The following is a 16,048-nucleotide window of genomic DNA, read 5'->3' on the forward strand; positions in this document are numbered from 1 at the left end:
GCCGCCGCGGAGCGGCGGGGTATTACCGGGGGCCGTAGGTGCGGAGGAACGGGAAGGGCCGCCGCGGAGCGGTGGGGTTGTTCCGGCGCCCCCCCGGGCAGGGCTCACAAGCGGACAGGTCACCTGAAAAGGACCTTGGACCCGACACGGGTACCCGAAGTGGACTAGACCTCTCACGGGTGACGCGCGACACTGTCCCCCGTGAGACACGTCATCGCCCTCGATGTGGGCGGCACCGGAATGAAGGCCGCCCTGGTAGGGGCGGACGGCACGCTGCTGCACGAGGCGCGCCGCCCGACAGGCCGCACCCGCGGCGCCGACGCAGTCGTCGAGAGCATCCTCGACTTCGCCGCGGCCCTCCGCGCCCACGGCATCGCCCACTTCGGCGAGCCCGCAGAAGCGGCAGGAGTGGCCGTCCCCGGCATCGTCGACGCCGAGCGCGGCATAGCCGTCTACGCGGCCAACCTCGGCTGGAGCGACGTCCCCCTGCGGGACCTCCTCAGCGCCCGCCTGGAAGGCGTCCCCGTGGCCCTCGGCCACGACGTCCGCACGGGCGGCCTCGCCGAGGGCCGCATCGGCGCGGGCAAGGGCGCCGACCGGTTCCTGTTCGTCCCCCTCGGCACCGGCATCGCAGGCGCCATCGGCATCGGCGGCGCCATCGAACCCGGCGCCCACGGCTCGGCGGGCGAGATCGGCCACATCGTCGTGCGCCCCGGCGGCCCGCCCTGCGGCTGCGGCCAGCACGGCTGCCTGGAGCGCCTCGCCTCCGCGTCCGCGGTCAGCAAGGCGTGGGCCGAGGCGAGCGGCGACCCGGAGGCGGACGCCGCGGACTGCGCGAAGGCCGTGGAGTCCGGCGACCCGCGGGCCGAGGAGGTCTGGCGGAACGCCGTCGACGCCCTGGCCGACGGTCTGCTCACCGCCCTCACTCTGCTGGACCCGCACACGCTGATCATCGGTGGCGGTCTGGCCGAGGCCGGGGAAACGTTGTTCACGCCGCTGCGGGCCGCCGTCGCGGCACGCATCGTCCGGTTCCAGACGCTCCCCGAGATCGTCCCCGCGGCCCTCGGCGACACCGCCGGGTGCCTGGGCGCGGGTCTGCTGGCCTGGGACCTCGTAGAGAAGACCGCCACCACCCCCACCGCCACCACCCCGACGGACACCGCCCCGACAAACACCACCCCCACTGACATTGACCCCACGGAGGTATCCACCTGATGGCCACTAGCAAGGTTCTCGCCGGTGCACAGGTGGTCCTGCCCACCGGGACCCTCACGAACGGCCGCGTGATCGTCGACGGCACGCGCATCGTCGGGAGCGCTCCCGCGGACGCGGAGACGACCGACCTCACCGGCCACTGGGTGGTCCCCGGCTTCGTCGACATCCACAACCACGGCGGCGGCGGCGCCTCCTTCACCTCCGGCACCGTCGAGGACGTGCTGAAGGGCATCCACACCCACCGCCTGCACGGCACGACCACCGTCGCCGCGTCCTTCGTCACCGGCGAGATGGACTTCCTGATCCAGCGGGCCGGGCTGCTCTCCGAGCTCGCCGAGCAGGGCGACCTCGCGGGCATCCACTTCGAGGGCCCGTTCATCTCTCCGTGCCGCAAGGGCGCCCACGACGAGACGCTGCTCCGCGACCCCGACCCGGCCGACGTCCGCAAGCTCATCGACGCGGCCCGCGGCCACGCCAAGATGGTCACGCTCGCCACCGAACTCCCGGGCGGCCTTGACTCCGTGCGGCTGCTCGCCGAGCACGGCGTGATCGCGGCCATCGGCCACACGGACGCCACGTACGAGCAGACCGTCGAGGCGATCGACGCGGGCGCCACCGTCGCGACGCACCTCTTCAACGCCATGCCGGGCCTCGGCCACCGCGTCCCAGGACCGATCGCCGCCCTCCTCGAGGACGAGCGGATCACCGTCGAGCTGATCAACGACGGCACCCACCTCCACCCGGCCTCCTTCGAGCTGGCCTTCCACCACGCGGGCGCCTCCCGCGTCGCGCTGATCACCGACGCGATGGACGCGGCGGGCTTCGGCGACGGCCGCTACATGCTCGGCCCGCTGGAGGTGGAGGTGAAGGACAGCGTGGCGCGGCTCGTCGAGGGCGGCTCGATCGCGGGCTCCACCCTCACCCTGGACCGCGCGTTCAAGCGCTCGGTGACCGTGGACGGGCTGTCCGTCGAGGACACCGTCCGCGCCATCTCCGCCAACCCGGCGAAGCTCCTCGGCCAGTACGACACGGTGGGCTCCCTTGAGCCCGGAAAGGACGCGGACCTGGTGGTCCTGGACGCGTCCTTCGACGTCAAGGGCGTGATGCGCAAGGGCGAATGGGTGGTTGAGCCCGTTTAACCCCTTCTGATAACCCCTCCTGAACTCAAGGCGGTTGGCCCTCACCTCTGGGCCAACCGCCTTCTGTTTGGCATGATCAGAACCCTGAAAACGCCGCACGTACAGGTACTTCGGGGGTGGTACGAGTGATCCTCACCGTCACGTTGAACGCGGCCCTCGACATCACCTACCGCGTCCCCGCCCTCACCCCGCACGCCTCGCACCGCGTCACCGAGGTGACCGAACGCCCCGGCGGCAAGGGCCTGAACGTCGCCCGCGTGCTCGCCGCCCTCGGCCACGACGTGACCGTCACCGGCTTCGCGGGCGGCGACACCGGCCGCACCCTGCGCGAGCGCCTCGCCGCCGAACCGCACCTCACGGACGCCCTCGCCCCGGTCGCGGGCGCCACCCGCCGCACCCTCGCCGTGGTCGACGCGGCGACCGGCGACACCACCCAGCTCAACGAGCCGGGCCCGGCCGTCACCCCCGCCGAGTGGACCGCCTTCCTGGACTCCTACGAGGAGTTGGTGCACCGCGAGGGCCTGACCGCGGTCGCCCTGTGCGGCAGCCTGCCCCCCGGCGTCCCCGTGGGCGCGTACGCCAGCCTCATACGGTCCGCGCGGACCGCCCGCGTCCCCGTCCTGCTCGACACGAGCGGGGAGCCGCTGCGCCGCGGCGTCGCCGCCCGCCCCGACATCGTCAAGCCCAACGCGGACGAGCTCGCCGAGCTCACCGGCTCCCACGAGCCCGCGCAGGCCACCCGCGACGCCCGCCGCAGGGGCGCGCACGCCGTGGTCGCCTCGCTCGGCGCCGAAGGACTCCTCGCGGTGACCGCGGACGGCGGCTGGCGGGCCCGCCCCCCGAAGCGGGTGCGCGGCAATCCGACCGGCGCGGGCGACTCGGCGGTCGCGGGGCTGCTCTCCGGCCTGGCCGAGCGCCTCCCGTGGCCGGACCGCCTGGCCCGCGCCGTGGCCCTGTCGGCGGCGACGGTGGTGGCGCCGGTGGCGGGCGAGTTCGACCCCTCTACGTACAGAGATCTGCTGCCTCGTGTCGCGGTGACCGGGCAGGTCACCGCGGCCTGAACCGCCGCACCGCCTACAGCAATTGGGGAGCACCGTGCCACTGGTCAGCACCGGCGAACTCGTCGCGGAGGCCCGCGCCGCGGGTCACGGCGTCGCCGCGTTCAACGTCATCACCCTGGAGCACGCGGAGGCGGTCGCGCTGGGCGCGGAGCGGGCCGGGGCCCCCGCGATCCTGCAGATATCCGAGAACGCGGTGAAGTTCCACGGCGGCCGCCTGTCCGCGATAGCCGCGGCGACGTCGGCGGTGGCCCGCGCCTCCTCGGCCCGCCTCGCGCTCCACCTGGACCACGTGATGGACGTCGAACTCCTGCGGGCCGCGCACCCCGAGGGCTTCAGCTCGGTGATGTTCGACGCGTCGAAGCTGTCGTACGGCGAGAACGTGAAGGCGACGGCGGACGCCGTCCGCTGGGGCCACGAGCGCGGCATCTGGATCGAGGCGGAGCTCGGCAAGGTGGGCGGCAAGGAGGGTGAGGCGCCGCTGGACGCGCACGCGCCGGGGGTGCGGACCGATCCGGCGGAGGCGGCCGCGTACGTCGCGGAGACGGGCGTGGACGCCCTCGCGGTGGCGGTGGGCTCCTCGCACGCCATGACGGAGCGCACGGCGGCCCTGGACCACGAGCTGATCGGCTCCCTCGCGGCGGCCGTGCCCGTGCCCCTGGTGCTGCACGGTTCGAGCGGCGTGCCGGACGACGAGATCCGGCAGGCCATCACGTCCGGCATGGTGAAGATCAACGTGGGCACGGCCCTCAACACCGCGTTCACGGGCGAGGTCCGCGCCTACCTCGACGCCCACGAGACGGGCGTCGACCCCCGGAAATACCTCGCCCCGGCCCGCGAGGCGATGGCCGGGACGGTGGCGGGATTCCTGGGGCTGCTGAAGTAGCCGTTACCGGTAACCAGTAGTCAGCCGTTGCTGCCCTCTACGAGCCACATCTGGTCGATGTTCGCCCCGGTCGTCCCGCACAGGTCGCTCTGGGCGCAGGTGAGCGTGACGGTGTTGGTGCCCTTGGTGAGCTGGACCACCGCCCAGGTGTTGGTCCAGCCCTTCTCCCAGTTCCCCTCTTCCCCGTGCGCGAAGTTCTTCATGTTCAGGGGACGAGTCTGCTTCTTGCCGTTGACGAGGATGGTGGCGTTGGAGTCCTTGCCCGGGACTCCGTAGTTCACGCGGAGGCTGTACGCCCCGGCCTTGGGGATGCCGTTGACGGTCCACGTCACCTGGGCGCCGACCTTGTCGAACCCGGCCACGTAGACCCCGCCCGCGGCCTTGGCGCCTTCGATGTCGGACGCCGTGCTCGTGCCGCCCTCCAGCTTCAGGGCCTTCGCGTCCGTCTCGGGCAGCTTGACCTTCTTGTCGGGCTTCTTCTCCGGCTTCTCGCTGGGCTGGACGGACTCGGCCTGCGACGGCTTGCCGCCCGCGTCCGCGCCCTCGTCCTTCTTGTCCCCGCCGCCGAAGATCATCGCGGCGCCGATGCCGATGGCGACGACCGCCACCACGGCGATGGCGGCGATCAGCAGCCCCTTGGTGTTGGGGCCCCTGCCGCGGCCGCCGTCCGCGGGCGCGTACTGCGGCGCCGCGGCGGGTGCGCCGCCGGGCTGCGCCTCGGGGGCGGTGTAGTGGGCGTTGGGCTGGCCGTAGGCCTGCTGCTGGGTCTGCTGCGGGACCTGCTGGCCGTACGCCTGCTGGCCGCCGTAGGTCTGCTGGCCGTACGCCGGCCGCCGGTCGCCGACCGCTCGGACCTGGTTGTACGAGGACCGGGGACCCGGGTACCCGTAGCCGCCCCCACCGCTGGGCGGGGTCGCACCGGCGGCCTGTCCGTCCTCGTACAGGTAGCCGAACGGATCGTCGTCGCCCTGCGGCGCGCTCGGCGTGTTCTCGCCGTTATTGCCGGGCGTCATTCCCTGGTCACTCCCTCACATCGCTGACGCGGGGAGCCTACCCGGTCCCAGTACGGCCAAGGGGTGGCGTTGGCCTCATCCAGGTCGCTATCCGGCCCGCCTGTGCTGCTTGGCACGTGACCGTTTCTCCACGTACATCCGCTGGTCAGCGGAGTGCAACACTTCGTCGGCGGACATCCCGCAGTGGGCCCATCCGATGCCGAAACTGGCCCCTACGCGCACTGCCCTTCCGTCGACCCGGATCGGCGGGATGATCGCGTTCCGCAGCCGGACGGCGAGGTCCTGCGCGTCGGCGCGGCCGAGCCCGTCGGCCAGGACCACGAACTCGTCGCCGCCGAGCCGCGCCACCGTGTCCCCGTCCCGGACCCCGCTGGTCAGGCGCCTTGCGACCTCGATGAGGACGGCGTCGCCGGTGTGGTGGCCGAACCGGTCGTTGATGGACTTGAAGCCGTCGAGGTCGCAGAAGAGGACCGCGAGGCCCTTCGTGCCGTCGTCCACGTCGTCGTCCCCGCCCTCGGGGGCGACGGTGTGGACGTGGTGGTCGAAGCCTTCTTCCTGCTGGTGCGAGGTGTGCCCGAAGTCGAAGCCGTGTTCGTAGGCGGCGTCCAGGGAGTCCACCGCGCTGGGCTGGCCCGCGTGGGGCCTGCGACAGAGACGGGCGCTGAGGCGGGCGCGGAGCTCGGCGGAGTTGGGCAGTCCGGTGAGAGAGTCGTGGCTGGCCCGGTGGGCGAGCTGCAGCTCGCGGCGCTTGCGGTCCTCGATGTCCTCGACGTGCGTGAGGAGGAAGCGCGGCCCGTCGGCGGCGTCCGCGACGACGGAGTTGCGCAGCGACACCCATACGTACGTCCCGTCGCGCCGCGCGAGCCGCAGTTCGGCGCGGCCGCCCTCGGCGGAGGTGCGCAGGAGCGTACCGATGTCCTCGGGGTGCACGAGGTCGGAGAACGAGTAGCGCCGCATGGCCGACGCGGGCCTTCCCAAAAGGCGACAGAGCGCGTCGTTCGTGCGCAGGATCCGCCCGTGCTGGTCGCCGCCCATCTCGGCGATGGCCATGCCGGACGGCGCGTACTCGAAGGCCTGCCGGAAGCTCTCCTCGCTGGCCCGCAGTGCCTGCTGTTCGCGCTCCAGGCGGACCAGGGCGCGCTGCATGTTGGCCCGCAGGCGGGCGTTGCTGATCGCGATGGCGGCCTGGAAGGCGTACATCTGCAGGGCCTCGCGGCCCCAGGCGCCGGGCCTGCGGCCGTTGCGCGGCCGGTCCACGGAGATCACGCCGAGCAGCTCGCCACCGGCTGCCCCGGTCGCGTACATGGGGGCGAAGAGGCGGTCCGAGGGGTGCCACTCGTCCTCGAAGCGGGGCTCGGGCCCTTCCGTGTACCACTGCGGGACGTCGTCGTCGTCGAGGACCCAGCCCTCGGTGTACGAGATGAAGCGCAGGGCCCCCCAGGCCTCGCCCATGGCGAGGCGGCGCTCCCAGGCGTCGCGGGAGCCGACGCGTCCGGTGATGAGGGCCTCGGCGGAGGGGTTGCCCGCGAAGGCGGCGACGACCAGGTCGCCGTCGGGGCGCACGAGATTGACGCAGGCCAGCTCGTAGCCAAGGCCGTTGACGACGCCGTCGGCGACGGTCTGCAGCGTGTCCGCCAGGCTCCGGGCCGTGTTCAGCTCCGCTACCACCTGGTGCAGCTGCCGCAGGGTCGCAAGACGGACGTACGGCTCCGACTCGGTCTCCATGCTCGTTCTCCCCGAGACCTCGACAGCAACTCCAGGATGCGCAGCGCCCGCAGTGTTCTTCGGTGTGGACCTCTGTCGGCGATGGTCTTCGATGACCTTGCGCCTTTGTGCCCTCAGTGTCTTATTGCCACCGTCACTGAATCACAGCGAGCTGCTCACTCGGTACACAGGGTCAACAAAATATGGGTCCTGTGACTCAAGTCACAGGTGAGAAGCCGCCGTTGGTCCAGTCCCTTGGACTAGTCCACCGCATCGCGCGGCACTGCGTGCCAACTTTGCCGAGTCCGCTGAAGTCTTTACCCGGCCCGCGGAACCCGGCCCGCGCAAGCGCACGGGTCCGCCGTCGGTCCTAGGACTCCTCTGGGCCCACAGCCCGATGTTTCAGGGGGCACGCACCGGCTAGCTTCGACGATGTGGCTCACGTACTGAAGACTCTCCCGGCCCCGCCTTCCCCACGCCTCCCGTCATCGGATGGGCATGCTGATGGGGTGAGCAACGACGAGTTCCGCGCGGCGATGTCCCGCCTGGCCGCGGGTGTGGTCCTGGTGACGGCGCGCGAGCCCGGCCTGGACCCGGACGACCCGACCGCCCCTGCGGGCGAGGACGTGGGCATGACGGCCACGGCCTTCCTGTCGGTCTCCCTCGACCCGCCCCTGGTCATGGTGAGCCTGCGCGAGGGCTCCCGGATGGACGACCTGCTGGCCGAGCAGCCGCTGTGGGCGGTGTCGGTGCTCTCGGAGAGCCAGCGCCACATCGCGGGCCGCTTCGCGATGAAGGGCCGGATCAGCGACCGGCTGCTCTTCGAGGACATCCCGTACGTACGGGGTGCGGCGTCGGGCGCCCCGCTGATGGGCGGCGCGCTGTCGACGCTGGAGTGCCGCACAGAGCAGACGGTTCCGGCAGGCGACCACACGCTGGTGATCGGCCGCGTGCTGACTGCGTCGCTGCCGAGCGGTGAGGGTGGACCCCTGACGTACTTCCGGGGCCGCTACCGACAGCTGGGCTGAGCGCGCCCCGTAAGGGGCGCGGGGAACTGCGCGAGCAACCAGAGAAAAGCCGCAGTCGCATGTGCCGGGATCCCGGCAGACGCGTCTGCGGCTTTTCGCGCGCTGAGCGCGCAGTTCCCCGCGCCCCTGACGGGGAGCGTCAGGACCAACCCTGTCCAGAGCGCCCCCGCTTGGTGTCACTGCGCTGCTTCTTGTTGCGCAAACGGCGTTCGTTGATGCCGCGGGGGATCTTCGTGGCGCGGCGCGGCCTGGGCGGCGGGGCGGTGGCCTCGGCGAGCAGGGACGCGAGCCGGGTGGCGGCCATCTCCCTGTTCCGCCACTGGGAGCGGTGCTCGCTCGCCCGCACGCTGACGACGCCGTCGACGAGCCGGGACTCGAGCCGCTCCAGGGCCCGCTGCTTCCACACCTCGGGGAGCGCGTTGGTGGCGGCGAGGTCGAACCGCAGCTCGACCTGGGAGTCGGTGGTGTTCACGTGCTGCCCGCCCGGCCCTGACGACCGCGAGAAACGCCACATGAGCTCGGCCTCGGGCAGGGAGACGGAGCCGCGGATGACATGGGGACCGGACATGCCCCTATGGTCCCGCGTCTGTCGGGCTCACGTCACGCTCTTTTCCCGCGGGTAAAGAAAGTAAAGCGATGTGGAACCCCGGGGACCCTGGTCCGCGTTGTTAGGGGTGACGGTAGCTTCGTCCCCAGTACGAAGCCCGTACGTATGCAACGAGGGAAGGGACTCCCAACAATGGCAGTAAGCCTGTCCAAGGGTGGCAACGTCTCGCTCACCAAGGAGGCTCCGGGCCTGACCGCCGTCACCGTGGGCCTCGGCTGGGACGTCCGCACCACCACTGGCACCGACTTCGACCTGGACGCCTCCGCGATCGCGGTGAACACCGAGGGCAAGGTCTACTCGGACGGTCACTTCGTCTTCTTCAACAACAAGGCGACGCCGGACCAGACCATCGTCCACACCGGTGACAACGTCACGGGCCAGGGCGAGGGCGACGACGAGCAGATCAACGTGAACCTCGCGGGCCTCCCGGCCGACATCGAGAAGATCGTCTTCCCGGTCTCGATCTACGACGCCGAGAACCGCTCGCAGAACTTCGGCCAGGTGCGGAACGCCTTCATCCGCATCATCAACCAGGCCGGTGGCACGGAGATCGCGCGTTACGACCTCTCCGAGGACGCCGCCACCGAGACCGCCATGGTCTTCGGCGAGCTGTACCGCAACGGCGCGGAGTGGAAGTTCCGCGCGGTCGGCCAGGGCTACGCCTCGGGCCTGGTCGGCATCGCCCAGGACTTCGGCGTGAACGTCTGAGCGAGCGTCCGTGTGACGTGACCGGCTGAGACCGGCCGGAAGTTCGAGGGGCCCCGGTGGCAGTGCCGCCGGGGCCCTTCGGCGTCCCTGCCACCGCCCCCACCGCCCCCACCGCCGGACTCGCCCCTTTCCGGCCTTCCGGGCCTTTCGGGCCTTTGCGCCCCACCCCTCCCCTACGCTCTCCGCCATGATCGCCGAACTGCAATGCGTGGTCCTCGACTGTCCCGACCCCACGGCCCTGGCGGAGTTCTACCGCACGGTCCTGGGCGGCACCGTGAACCAACCGGACCCCCGCTGGTCCACCGACGCCGAATGGGCGACCCTGCACACCCCCACGGGCCAGGTCCTGGCCTTCCAGCGCGCCCTTGACCACGTCCCGCCCCGCTGGCAGGACCCGACGTCCCCCCAGCAGTTCCACCTGGACCTCCAGGTCCCCGACCTGCACGCCCCCCGCGAGCAGCTCATCGCGGCAGGCGCGGTCCTGCTCGACGAGCACACGGGCGGCACCTACTGGCACGTCTACGCGGACCCGGCGGGCCACCCGTTCTGCCTGGTCCGCCACTGATCCCGCCCCTTGGCCTGCACCCCGGCCCGCCCCTCGGCCCGCCCAGGGATTTACAGGAGCCCGACTATTCTGGATACTGTAATAGTCAGAGACGCCGACTAGAGCACGGTCGAAACCGTCGAAAAGGAGGGACCCGTGGCCGCACCCACCGCCTGGACCCGCGCCGCGCTCCCCCTCTGCCTGCTCGGAATCCTCGACGGCGAGCCGAAGAGCTACGGGTACGCCCTGCTCAGCCGCCTCGGCGACGCCGGGCTCGACGGGGTGAAGGCCGCGACCCTCTACCCCGCACTCGCGCGCCTCGAAGAGGAAGGCGCCGTCGAGGTCGAGTGGGGCGCCGGTGACGGCGGCCCCGGGCGGAAGTACTACCGGATCACCGAGGAGGGGCGAGCGAGGCTGCGGCGCGACCAGGCCGCATGGGGGGACTTCTCCCGGACCATCGACTCGCTCCTGCCTGCCAAGGGGGATGCACATGAGCAAGACACCTGCGCCTGAGCTGAGCTGGGCGCGCAAGGAGGACCAGGACTGGGCCGACGCCGTCCAGGTGCGGCTCGCGTTCGACGAGGACGCGCCCGTCGGATTCGCCGACGAGATCCTCGCCGAGGCCCATCAGCTCGTCGAGGAAGCCGGGCAGCCCGCCCAGGAAGTGTTCGGCGACCCCGCCGCGTACGCCCGTACGGCCGCCGCCGAGCGGGTCAGCGAGCGGTACCGGGCCGGGATCGACACGCGTGGGCTGCGCCCCGGGGAGCGGATCGCCGCCTCGCTCGGCTCGCTCGGGTTCCTCCTGTTCGCCCTCTTCGGCCTGACCTGGCTCCAGGACGGCCTGTGGATCGACGTGACCTGGTCCGCGGTCGCGGGCTTCACGGGGATCGCGGTGGCCGTCTCGGCGGGGTGCGTCGCCTTCGTCGCGCGCGCCGCCGGGCTGTTCCATGGCATGTGGTGGTTCCTGGCGGGCGCGGCCGTCGCCATGGTGAGCGCGGTCGCCCTCCTCGAAGTGCTCCCCGACGAGCGGCTGTTCCGCTTGCCCGCCCCGGTCCTGATGCTGTTCGGCGCCCTGCTGTGCGTCGCCGCGTTCCGGCTCCCCGAAGCCACGATCGACCGCTGGTTCACCCCGGCCCGCCCGGACGGCGGCCCCGACGACGAGCGGTGGCTGACCCGTCTGGAGGGCCTGCTGCGCGGGCGGCACGGCATGCAGGCCGCCGAGGCCCGCGCCCACGTGAAGGAAGTGCGCCAGCACCTCGCAGCGGCCCCCGGGAGCGGGACCGCCGAGGACGCCTTCGGTGACGTCGAGATCTACGCCCTGCGGCTCTCCGAGGGCCCGCGCAGGCAACAGCGCATCACACGTCAGAAGTTCTACGGCGCCCTGGCCTCGGCCGTGCTCTTCGGTGTCCTCACCGTCGACAGGCTGCTCGACCCGCAGGAGCGCTCCTCCGGCTGGGTCGCCTGCTTCGTGGGCGCGTTCGGTTGCGCGGCCTGGGGTGCGGTGAGCGAATGGCGCACCCTGCGCAAGCAGCGCGCGGCCCTGGCAGCGCCCAGGCCTTAGCCTGCCCCGCATGATCCTCGAACCGCTCGTCGCCGTCGACGGCGCCCTGCCCGGCCACCTCCTCACCGAGGTGACCGGGCTGTACGCGTCGAACCGTGAGTTCTTCGCGCTCAGCGGCGACTTCCCCGACCCCGACGACATCCGCGTCGAGCAGGTCGCCAAGGCCCTCGCGGACGAGCTCGCGCACCCGGACGCCGAGGTGCTGCTCGTGCGCTCGCGGGGACGGCTCGCGGGCGTCGCGATCACCCTCGCCCGCCACCCGGACCCCACCGACCCCGACCCCTGGATCGGCCTGCTCATGGTCGACGCGGGCCTGCACCGCACGGGCGTGGGAAGGGAGTTGACGGCACTCGTCGAGGAGCGGTTCCGTGCCGCGGGGCACGACGCCGTGCGCCTCGCCGTCCTGGAGAACAACCCGAAGGCGCTGCGCTTCTGGACCGCGCTCGGCTACCTCGTCATCGGGCACCGCGAGGACCGCGCCCTGCACCGGCCGTGCGCGGTCCTGCGCAAGGCGCTCGCCTAGCCGCGCTACGGCTTGTCCGGCTTGCCTTCCCCGTACAGCCAGTCGCCCCAGATCGCGGCGACCTTCTTGCGCGCCCCTTCACTGCCCGCGTGCTCCTCGACGTACTCCGTGAAGTCCTTGGTGTCCGCGTTCTTGTGCCGGTACGTCTTCGTCCAGCCCTGCACGATGTCGTAGAACGTGTCGTCGCCCACGGCCTTGCGGATCTTGTGGATGATCATCCCGCCGCGTTCGTAGACGGGCGAGTCGGAGATGTGCTCGGCGCTCGTGGGCTTGGCGGGCGGGAAGGCCCAGACGGCCTCGTTGTCCTCGTCGTCTTCGTAGAGCGCGTCGAAGGTCTCCTGCGCGCTGTCGCCCCCGTTGTCCTCCTCGTACAGCCACTCCGCGTACGTCGCGAAGCCCTCGTTGAGCCACATGTCCCGCCACGTCTTGGGCGTGACGGAGTTGCCGAACCACTGGTGGGCCATCTCGTGGACGACGAGGCCGGTTTCGGGGGCGCCGGGGTAGGTGGGGCGGTTCTGTGTCTCCAGGGCGTACTTCGCCTCTTCCTTGCGGAGGACGGTGGCGCCGGTCGAGGAGAAGGGGTACGGGCCGAAGTTGTACTCCTCCCACTCGATGATGTCCGGGATCTTCGCGAGGACCTTCTTGCTCGCCTTGGCCTCGTCCGGGGCGACCGCGTTGATGACGGGCAGCCCCGACTCGGTCGTGGAGGTCTTCAGCTCGTAGTCGCCGATGGCCACCGTCGCCAGGTAGCTCGCCATGGGTTCGGCACTGTGCCAGGCGAAGGTGGTGCGGCCGTTCTTGGTCGACTCGCGGGTCAACTCGCCGTTGGAGACGGCCTTGAGGCCCTTGGGGACGGTGACCTGTATGTCGTACGAGGCCTTGTCGCTCGGGTGGTGGTTGCCGGGGAACCAGCTCATCGAGCCGTTCGGCTCGCCGAGCGCGACCGCACCGTCCGCAGTCTTGAGCCAGCCCTCCTTGGAGCCGTCCTCGTCCGTGATGGTCTCCGGGGTGCCGGAGTAGCGGACGGTCGCGCGGAACGTTTCGCCCCGGTCGAGGTCGTGGGCCGGGCGGACCCTCAGCTCCTGGCCCGCGCGCTGGAACCGGGCGGCCTTGCCCTCGACGGTGATGCCGGAGACGTCGAGGCCCTTGAGGTCGAGGTTGAAGGAGCTGAGGTTCTTGGTGGCGCGGGCGGTGATGTCGGCGGTCCCTGTGAGGTGCCGGGCCTCGGGGTCGTAGCCGAGGGTCAGGTCGTAGTGCGCCACGTCGTAGCCGCCGTTGCCCTGCTTGGGGAAGTACGGGTCGCGCACGCCGTCCGCGCCGGGGGTGCCGTCGACGCCCGCGCCGCTGCAGGCGCTGAGGGTGGCGAGCAGGGCGAGGGCACAGGTGACGGTGGCGGCTCGGGCGGCCGGTGATCGCAGTTCCACGCGGTGATCTTATGCGGCAAATGTTCGGAGCAGGGAGGTATTAGGCCCCGTCCGCGGGAGCCCCGCGGCCGCGTGCGCGCCGCTCAGAGCACTGCCCAGAGCACGGCTCAGAGCACGGCTCAGAGCACCGCGATGCCCAACGGCCGCTCGCCCGCGGGGAGTCGGCGCACGGACCCGTCCTCCGTGTCGACGACCGAGATCCCGTTCCAGTAGCCGTCGCGCGTGAAGCCGCCCGTGACGTACGCGGTACGGCCGTCGGCGGACACGGCGACGTCCTCGTGCGGTCCGTCCAGCGGGATCACCCGCTCCTTGCCGTCCTTCGTCCGCACGGTCAGCGAGGGCCCCTCGTCGGCGTCCGGGTCGATGGGTCCGGTGCCGACCGCGTACAGCGTGCCGTCGTCGGTGACCGTCGCGCCGTGCTGGTGGGTGTTGGCGGTCATCTTCTCGACGTCGTACGCGCCGGTGCGCGGATCGAGCACGACGAGCTTCTCGCCCTCGAAGGGCAGCAGGAGCTTGCCGTCCGACGGCCGTACGGCGGTGTAGTGCGGCTTCAGCCAGGAGCCGAGGCCGCCCTCGGTTCCGTAGGGGGCGACTTCGATGCGGCGCGGCTTCAGCGAGTCGGCGCGTACGGCGGTCACGTCGAAGGAGTCGTGGTCGGTGGCGTAGACCTCGCGGCCGTCCTTCGACACGTCGACGTCGAAGGGCCGCCGCCCCACGGGCACGGTGTCGGTGACCTCGCGCTCGCCCGTGTCGATGACCTCTAGGACCCCGTTCCCGTCGGGCACGTTGACGCCCACGTAGACGTGCTCGCCGTCGGGCGCGAGGGCGATGCCCATGCCGCCGCCGCGGTACTCGCCCGTCGTGACGGGACCGGTCTCCGTCTCGTACGGGATGCGGTCGACGCGCTTGCGGGCGGCGACGTCGACGACGGCCACGCCTTCCGCCGTCGCCACCCAGGCGCGGCCGTCCTCGCCGACCGCCAGCCCGTAGGGCGCCTTCCCGACCCTCACCGAGTCGACGGGGCCCTTCTCCGGGTCCACGAAGGTCACCGTGTCGGAGCCGAAGTCGGCCACCAGGAGGGTGCCTTCGGGGGTCTTCGTCGCGGCGGGGAGCGTGGCGGTGGCGCGGGCGGGCTCGGGGGCGGCCGCGGCGGGGCCTACGTCGCCGGTGCCGCAGCCCGCGAGGACGGCGGCGGCCAGCACGGCGGTCCCGGCGGCGAGGGCCCGCCGGGGCGCCTTCCGGGGTGCCTTCCGTGGCGTCTTCACGACGCGCTCCGCAGCAGCTCCGCCATGCGGTCGAAGCCGCGCCGCTCCGCGTGCGCGAGCGGGGTGACGCCGTCCCGGTCGGCGAGGTCCGGCGCGGCGCCCGCGGCGAGGAGCAGCTCGACGATCTCCTGGTGCGCGCGGCCGCCGTCGCCGAGGATCACGGCCTCCAGGAGGGCGGTCCAGCCGAGGTCGTTGACGTGGTCGACGTCGATGTCGGTGACGCGCAGCACTTCCCGTACGTACGCGACGTGGCCGCGCTCCGACGCGGGGATCACGGAGATCCCGCCGAAGCGGTTGCGCAGCTTCAGGTCGGGCCCCGCGGGCAGCAGCACATGCAGCATGGCGACGCTGCCCGTCACGCCGGTGACCAGCCAGGGGCTGTCGGAACGGTGGTCCTGCGCGTCGATGTCGGCGCCCGCGGCGACGAGCACCCGGGCGGCCTCGACGTGGTCGCCGGTCGCGGCGAGCAGCAGCGGGCTGCGCAGCTCGGTGTCACGCGCCTCGACGCGGGCGCCCGCGTCCAGGGCGGCGGTCACTTCGGCGGCGTTCCCCGACCGGGCGGCGTCGAGCAGCCGCCGGTCGGCAGCGGTGGTGTTCATGGCGGATCTCCTCGTCGTGCGGGCCCCCGCGCGGACGGGCGCGGGGGCCGGGAACAGCCTGTGCAGCATGGGGCTCGGCGAGCGCGGTTCAGCGTCCGAGATCGTCTCAGCGGTTGAGCGCCGCGACGCCCGCCTTCGCGAACTTCTCGTCCAGGTCGCCGCTCGGGGCGCCCGCGACACCGATGCCCGCGACCGGCGCGCCCTTGGCGGTGACCGGCGCGCCACCGGCGAGGAACAGGGTGCCGGGGATGTCCTTCAGGGTCGGGGCCTGCTCCAGGCGCTTGGTCAGCTCGGAGGTGGGCGCGTTCCAGGAGACGGCGGTGTAGGCCTTCTTCACGGCCGACTCGGGGGACTGCGGGCCCGCGCCGTCGCCGCGGAGCTGGACGATGGTGTTGCCGTTGCGGTCGACGACGGCGACGGAGACGCGCTGGTTCTCCTTCTTCGCGGCGTCGAGGGTGGCCTGCGCGGCCTTGGTGGCGGCGGCGACGGTCAGGTGCGTCGACTGCGTGAGGTTCTTGTTGCCCGCGTCGGCGGTGACGGCGGCCTTGGTCGCGGCGTCGGGGGTACCGGCGGTGGCGGAGACGGCGCCGAAGGTACCGGCGCCGAGGACGGCGGCGGTGGCGGCGATGGTGAGGACGCGGGTGCGGCGGGAGAGCTTCTGCATCGGGGGCTCCTGGGGTGGCGGTCTCGTGAGGCGTTCGAGGGGTTCTTGCCTCTGCCCTCAATCCTGTGGCCGCACCCGGGCCCCACCCCTCGACGTACCGGCTCGTCGCC

17 protein-coding genes are annotated in these 16,048 nt (G+C 72.0%); 10 read left to right on the top strand and 7 right to left on the bottom strand.

The window, feature by feature from the left end:
• The first annotated feature begins 201 nt into the window (after positions 1 to 201).
• From ABZV77_RS36645 to ABZV77_RS36660, 4 genes are all read left to right on the top strand, one after another.
• Positions 202 to 1,215, top strand: a complete 1,014-nt coding sequence (locus tag ABZV77_RS36645) for an ROK family protein (protein WP_356266666.1) — start codon at positions 202 to 204, stop codon at positions 1,213 to 1,215.
• Complete coding sequence (nagA, locus tag ABZV77_RS36650; protein WP_356266668.1) at positions 1,215 to 2,354, top strand: N-acetylglucosamine-6-phosphate deacetylase; 1,140 nt, start codon at positions 1,215 to 1,217, stop codon at positions 2,352 to 2,354. Before ABZV77_RS36645 ends, nagA begins: the two co-directional genes overlap by 1 nt.
• A gap of 125 nt (positions 2,355 to 2,479) precedes the next feature.
• A complete protein-coding gene (locus ABZV77_RS36655; RefSeq protein WP_356266670.1) occupies positions 2,480 to 3,415 on the top strand; it encodes a 1-phosphofructokinase family hexose kinase in 936 nt (311 codons plus the stop codon).
• 34 nt (positions 3,416 to 3,449) lie between these two features.
• Positions 3,450 to 4,298, top strand: a complete 849-nt coding sequence (locus ABZV77_RS36660; protein ID WP_356266672.1) for a class II fructose-bisphosphate aldolase — start codon at positions 3,450 to 3,452, stop codon at positions 4,296 to 4,298.
• Between the two features lie 20 nt (positions 4,299 to 4,318).
• Here the strand turns inward: ABZV77_RS36660 and ABZV77_RS36665 are convergent, their stop codons facing one another.
• Together ABZV77_RS36665 and cdgB are read right to left on the bottom strand one after the other, a co-directional pair.
• Positions 4,319 to 5,311, bottom strand: a complete 993-nt coding sequence (locus ABZV77_RS36665; protein WP_356266673.1) for a carbohydrate-binding protein — start codon at positions 5,309 to 5,311, stop codon at positions 4,319 to 4,321.
• Positions 5,312 to 5,398: 87 nt separating this feature from the next.
• Complete coding sequence (cdgB, locus tag ABZV77_RS36670) at positions 5,399 to 7,036, bottom strand: diguanylate cyclase CdgB (RefSeq protein WP_150217750.1); 1,638 nt, start codon at positions 7,034 to 7,036, stop codon at positions 5,399 to 5,401.
• Between the two features lie 425 nt (positions 7,037 to 7,461).
• Between cdgB and ABZV77_RS36675 the strand changes: the two genes are divergently transcribed.
• Complete coding sequence (locus ABZV77_RS36675; protein ID WP_356266910.1) at positions 7,462 to 8,043, top strand: flavin reductase family protein; 582 nt, start codon at positions 7,462 to 7,464, stop codon at positions 8,041 to 8,043.
• Between the two features lie 139 nt (positions 8,044 to 8,182).
• On the opposite strand, the gene arfB is transcribed toward ABZV77_RS36675, so the two are convergent.
• Positions 8,183 to 8,611, bottom strand: a complete 429-nt coding sequence (gene arfB / locus ABZV77_RS36680) for an alternative ribosome rescue aminoacyl-tRNA hydrolase ArfB (RefSeq protein WP_356266676.1) — start codon at positions 8,609 to 8,611, stop codon at positions 8,183 to 8,185.
• A gap of 171 nt (positions 8,612 to 8,782) precedes the next feature.
• Here arfB and ABZV77_RS36685 point away from each other — a divergent pair, with 171 nt between their 5' ends.
• The 5 genes from ABZV77_RS36685 to ABZV77_RS36705 all read left to right on the top strand — a co-directional run bounded on the left by ABZV77_RS36685 (position 8,783) and on the right by ABZV77_RS36705 (position 11,986).
• Positions 8,783 to 9,358: a TerD family protein gene (locus tag ABZV77_RS36685; RefSeq protein ID WP_055567315.1), complete on the top strand. Its 576-nt coding sequence runs from the start codon at positions 8,783 to 8,785 to the stop codon at positions 9,356 to 9,358.
• Positions 9,359 to 9,545: 187 nt separating this feature from the next.
• Positions 9,546 to 9,923 carry a VOC family protein gene (locus ABZV77_RS36690; RefSeq protein WP_356266678.1) on the top strand — a complete coding sequence of 126 codons (378 nt, stop codon included), beginning with the start codon at positions 9,546 to 9,548 and terminating at the stop codon, positions 9,921 to 9,923.
• Between the two features lie 135 nt (positions 9,924 to 10,058).
• Positions 10,059 to 10,415: a PadR family transcriptional regulator gene (locus tag ABZV77_RS36695; RefSeq protein ID WP_356266680.1), complete on the top strand. Its 357-nt coding sequence runs from the start codon at positions 10,059 to 10,061 to the stop codon at positions 10,413 to 10,415.
• Positions 10,393 to 11,463, top strand: a complete 1,071-nt coding sequence (locus ABZV77_RS36700; RefSeq protein WP_356266682.1) for a hypothetical protein — start codon at positions 10,393 to 10,395, stop codon at positions 11,461 to 11,463. The genes ABZV77_RS36695 and ABZV77_RS36700 overlap by 23 nt, the downstream gene beginning before the upstream one ends.
• Before the next feature lie 10 nt (positions 11,464 to 11,473).
• The gene (locus tag ABZV77_RS36705) at positions 11,474 to 11,986 is read left to right on the top strand and encodes a GNAT family N-acetyltransferase (protein ID WP_356266684.1); all 513 of its coding nucleotides are present in this window, start codon (positions 11,474 to 11,476) and stop codon (positions 11,984 to 11,986) included.
• Positions 11,987 to 11,991: 5 nt separating this feature from the next.
• On the opposite strand, the gene ABZV77_RS36710 is transcribed toward ABZV77_RS36705, so the two are convergent.
• From ABZV77_RS36710 to ABZV77_RS36725, 4 genes are all read right to left on the bottom strand, one after another.
• Entirely contained in the window at positions 11,992 to 13,404 is a 1,413-nt protein-coding gene (locus ABZV77_RS36710; RefSeq protein WP_356266912.1) for a M1 family metallopeptidase, read from the bottom strand.
• Positions 13,405 to 13,529: 125 nt separating this feature from the next.
• On the bottom strand, positions 13,530 to 14,675 hold the full coding sequence (locus ABZV77_RS36715; RefSeq protein WP_356266686.1) for a YncE family protein: 1,146 nt from the start codon (positions 14,673 to 14,675) through the stop codon (positions 13,530 to 13,532).
• Positions 14,672 to 15,274 (bottom strand): ankyrin repeat domain-containing protein, encoded by a 603-nt coding sequence (locus tag ABZV77_RS36720; protein WP_356266688.1) that lies wholly within the window; start codon positions 15,272 to 15,274, stop codon positions 14,672 to 14,674. The genes ABZV77_RS36715 and ABZV77_RS36720 overlap by 4 nt, the downstream gene beginning before the upstream one ends.
• Positions 15,275 to 15,380: 106 nt before the next feature.
• Positions 15,381 to 15,938: a heme-binding protein gene (locus tag ABZV77_RS36725; RefSeq protein ID WP_356266690.1), complete on the bottom strand. Its 558-nt coding sequence runs from the start codon at positions 15,936 to 15,938 to the stop codon at positions 15,381 to 15,383.
• Positions 15,939 to 16,048 lie beyond the last annotated feature (110 nt).

It is taken from the genome of Streptomyces sp. NPDC004732 (genome assembly GCF_040609235.1).
Lineage (GTDB): Bacteria > Actinomycetota > Actinomycetes > Streptomycetales > Streptomycetaceae > Streptomyces.

What these genes read in the sequence shown, in the direction of transcription:
- nagA (WP_356266668.1), top strand. Translation starts at nt 1,215, where the DNA reads ATGGCCACTAGCAAGGTTCTCGCCGGTGCACAGGTGGTCCTGCCCACC.
- ABZV77_RS36665 (WP_356266673.1), bottom strand. Translation starts at nt 5,311, where the DNA reads ATGACGCCCGGCAATAACGGCGAGAACACGCCGAGCGCGCCGCAGGGC.
- cdgB (WP_150217750.1), bottom strand. Translation starts at nt 7,036, where the DNA reads ATGGAGACCGAGTCGGAGCCGTACGTCCGTCTTGCGACCCTGCGGCAG.
- arfB (WP_356266676.1), bottom strand. Translation starts at nt 8,611, where the DNA reads ATGTCCGGTCCCCATGTCATCCGCGGCTCCGTCTCCCTGCCCGAGGCC.
- ABZV77_RS36685 (WP_055567315.1), top strand. Translation starts at nt 8,783, where the DNA reads ATGGCAGTAAGCCTGTCCAAGGGTGGCAACGTCTCGCTCACCAAGGAG.
- ABZV77_RS36690 (WP_356266678.1), top strand. Translation starts at nt 9,546, where the DNA reads ATGATCGCCGAACTGCAATGCGTGGTCCTCGACTGTCCCGACCCCACG.
- ABZV77_RS36700 (WP_356266682.1), top strand. Translation starts at nt 10,393, where the DNA reads ATGAGCAAGACACCTGCGCCTGAGCTGAGCTGGGCGCGCAAGGAGGAC.
- ABZV77_RS36705 (WP_356266684.1), top strand. Translation starts at nt 11,474, where the DNA reads ATGATCCTCGAACCGCTCGTCGCCGTCGACGGCGCCCTGCCCGGCCAC.
- ABZV77_RS36720 (WP_356266688.1), bottom strand. Translation starts at nt 15,274, where the DNA reads ATGAACACCACCGCTGCCGACCGGCGGCTGCTCGACGCCGCCCGGTCG.
- ABZV77_RS36725 (WP_356266690.1), bottom strand. Translation starts at nt 15,938, where the DNA reads ATGCAGAAGCTCTCCCGCCGCACCCGCGTCCTCACCATCGCCGCCACC.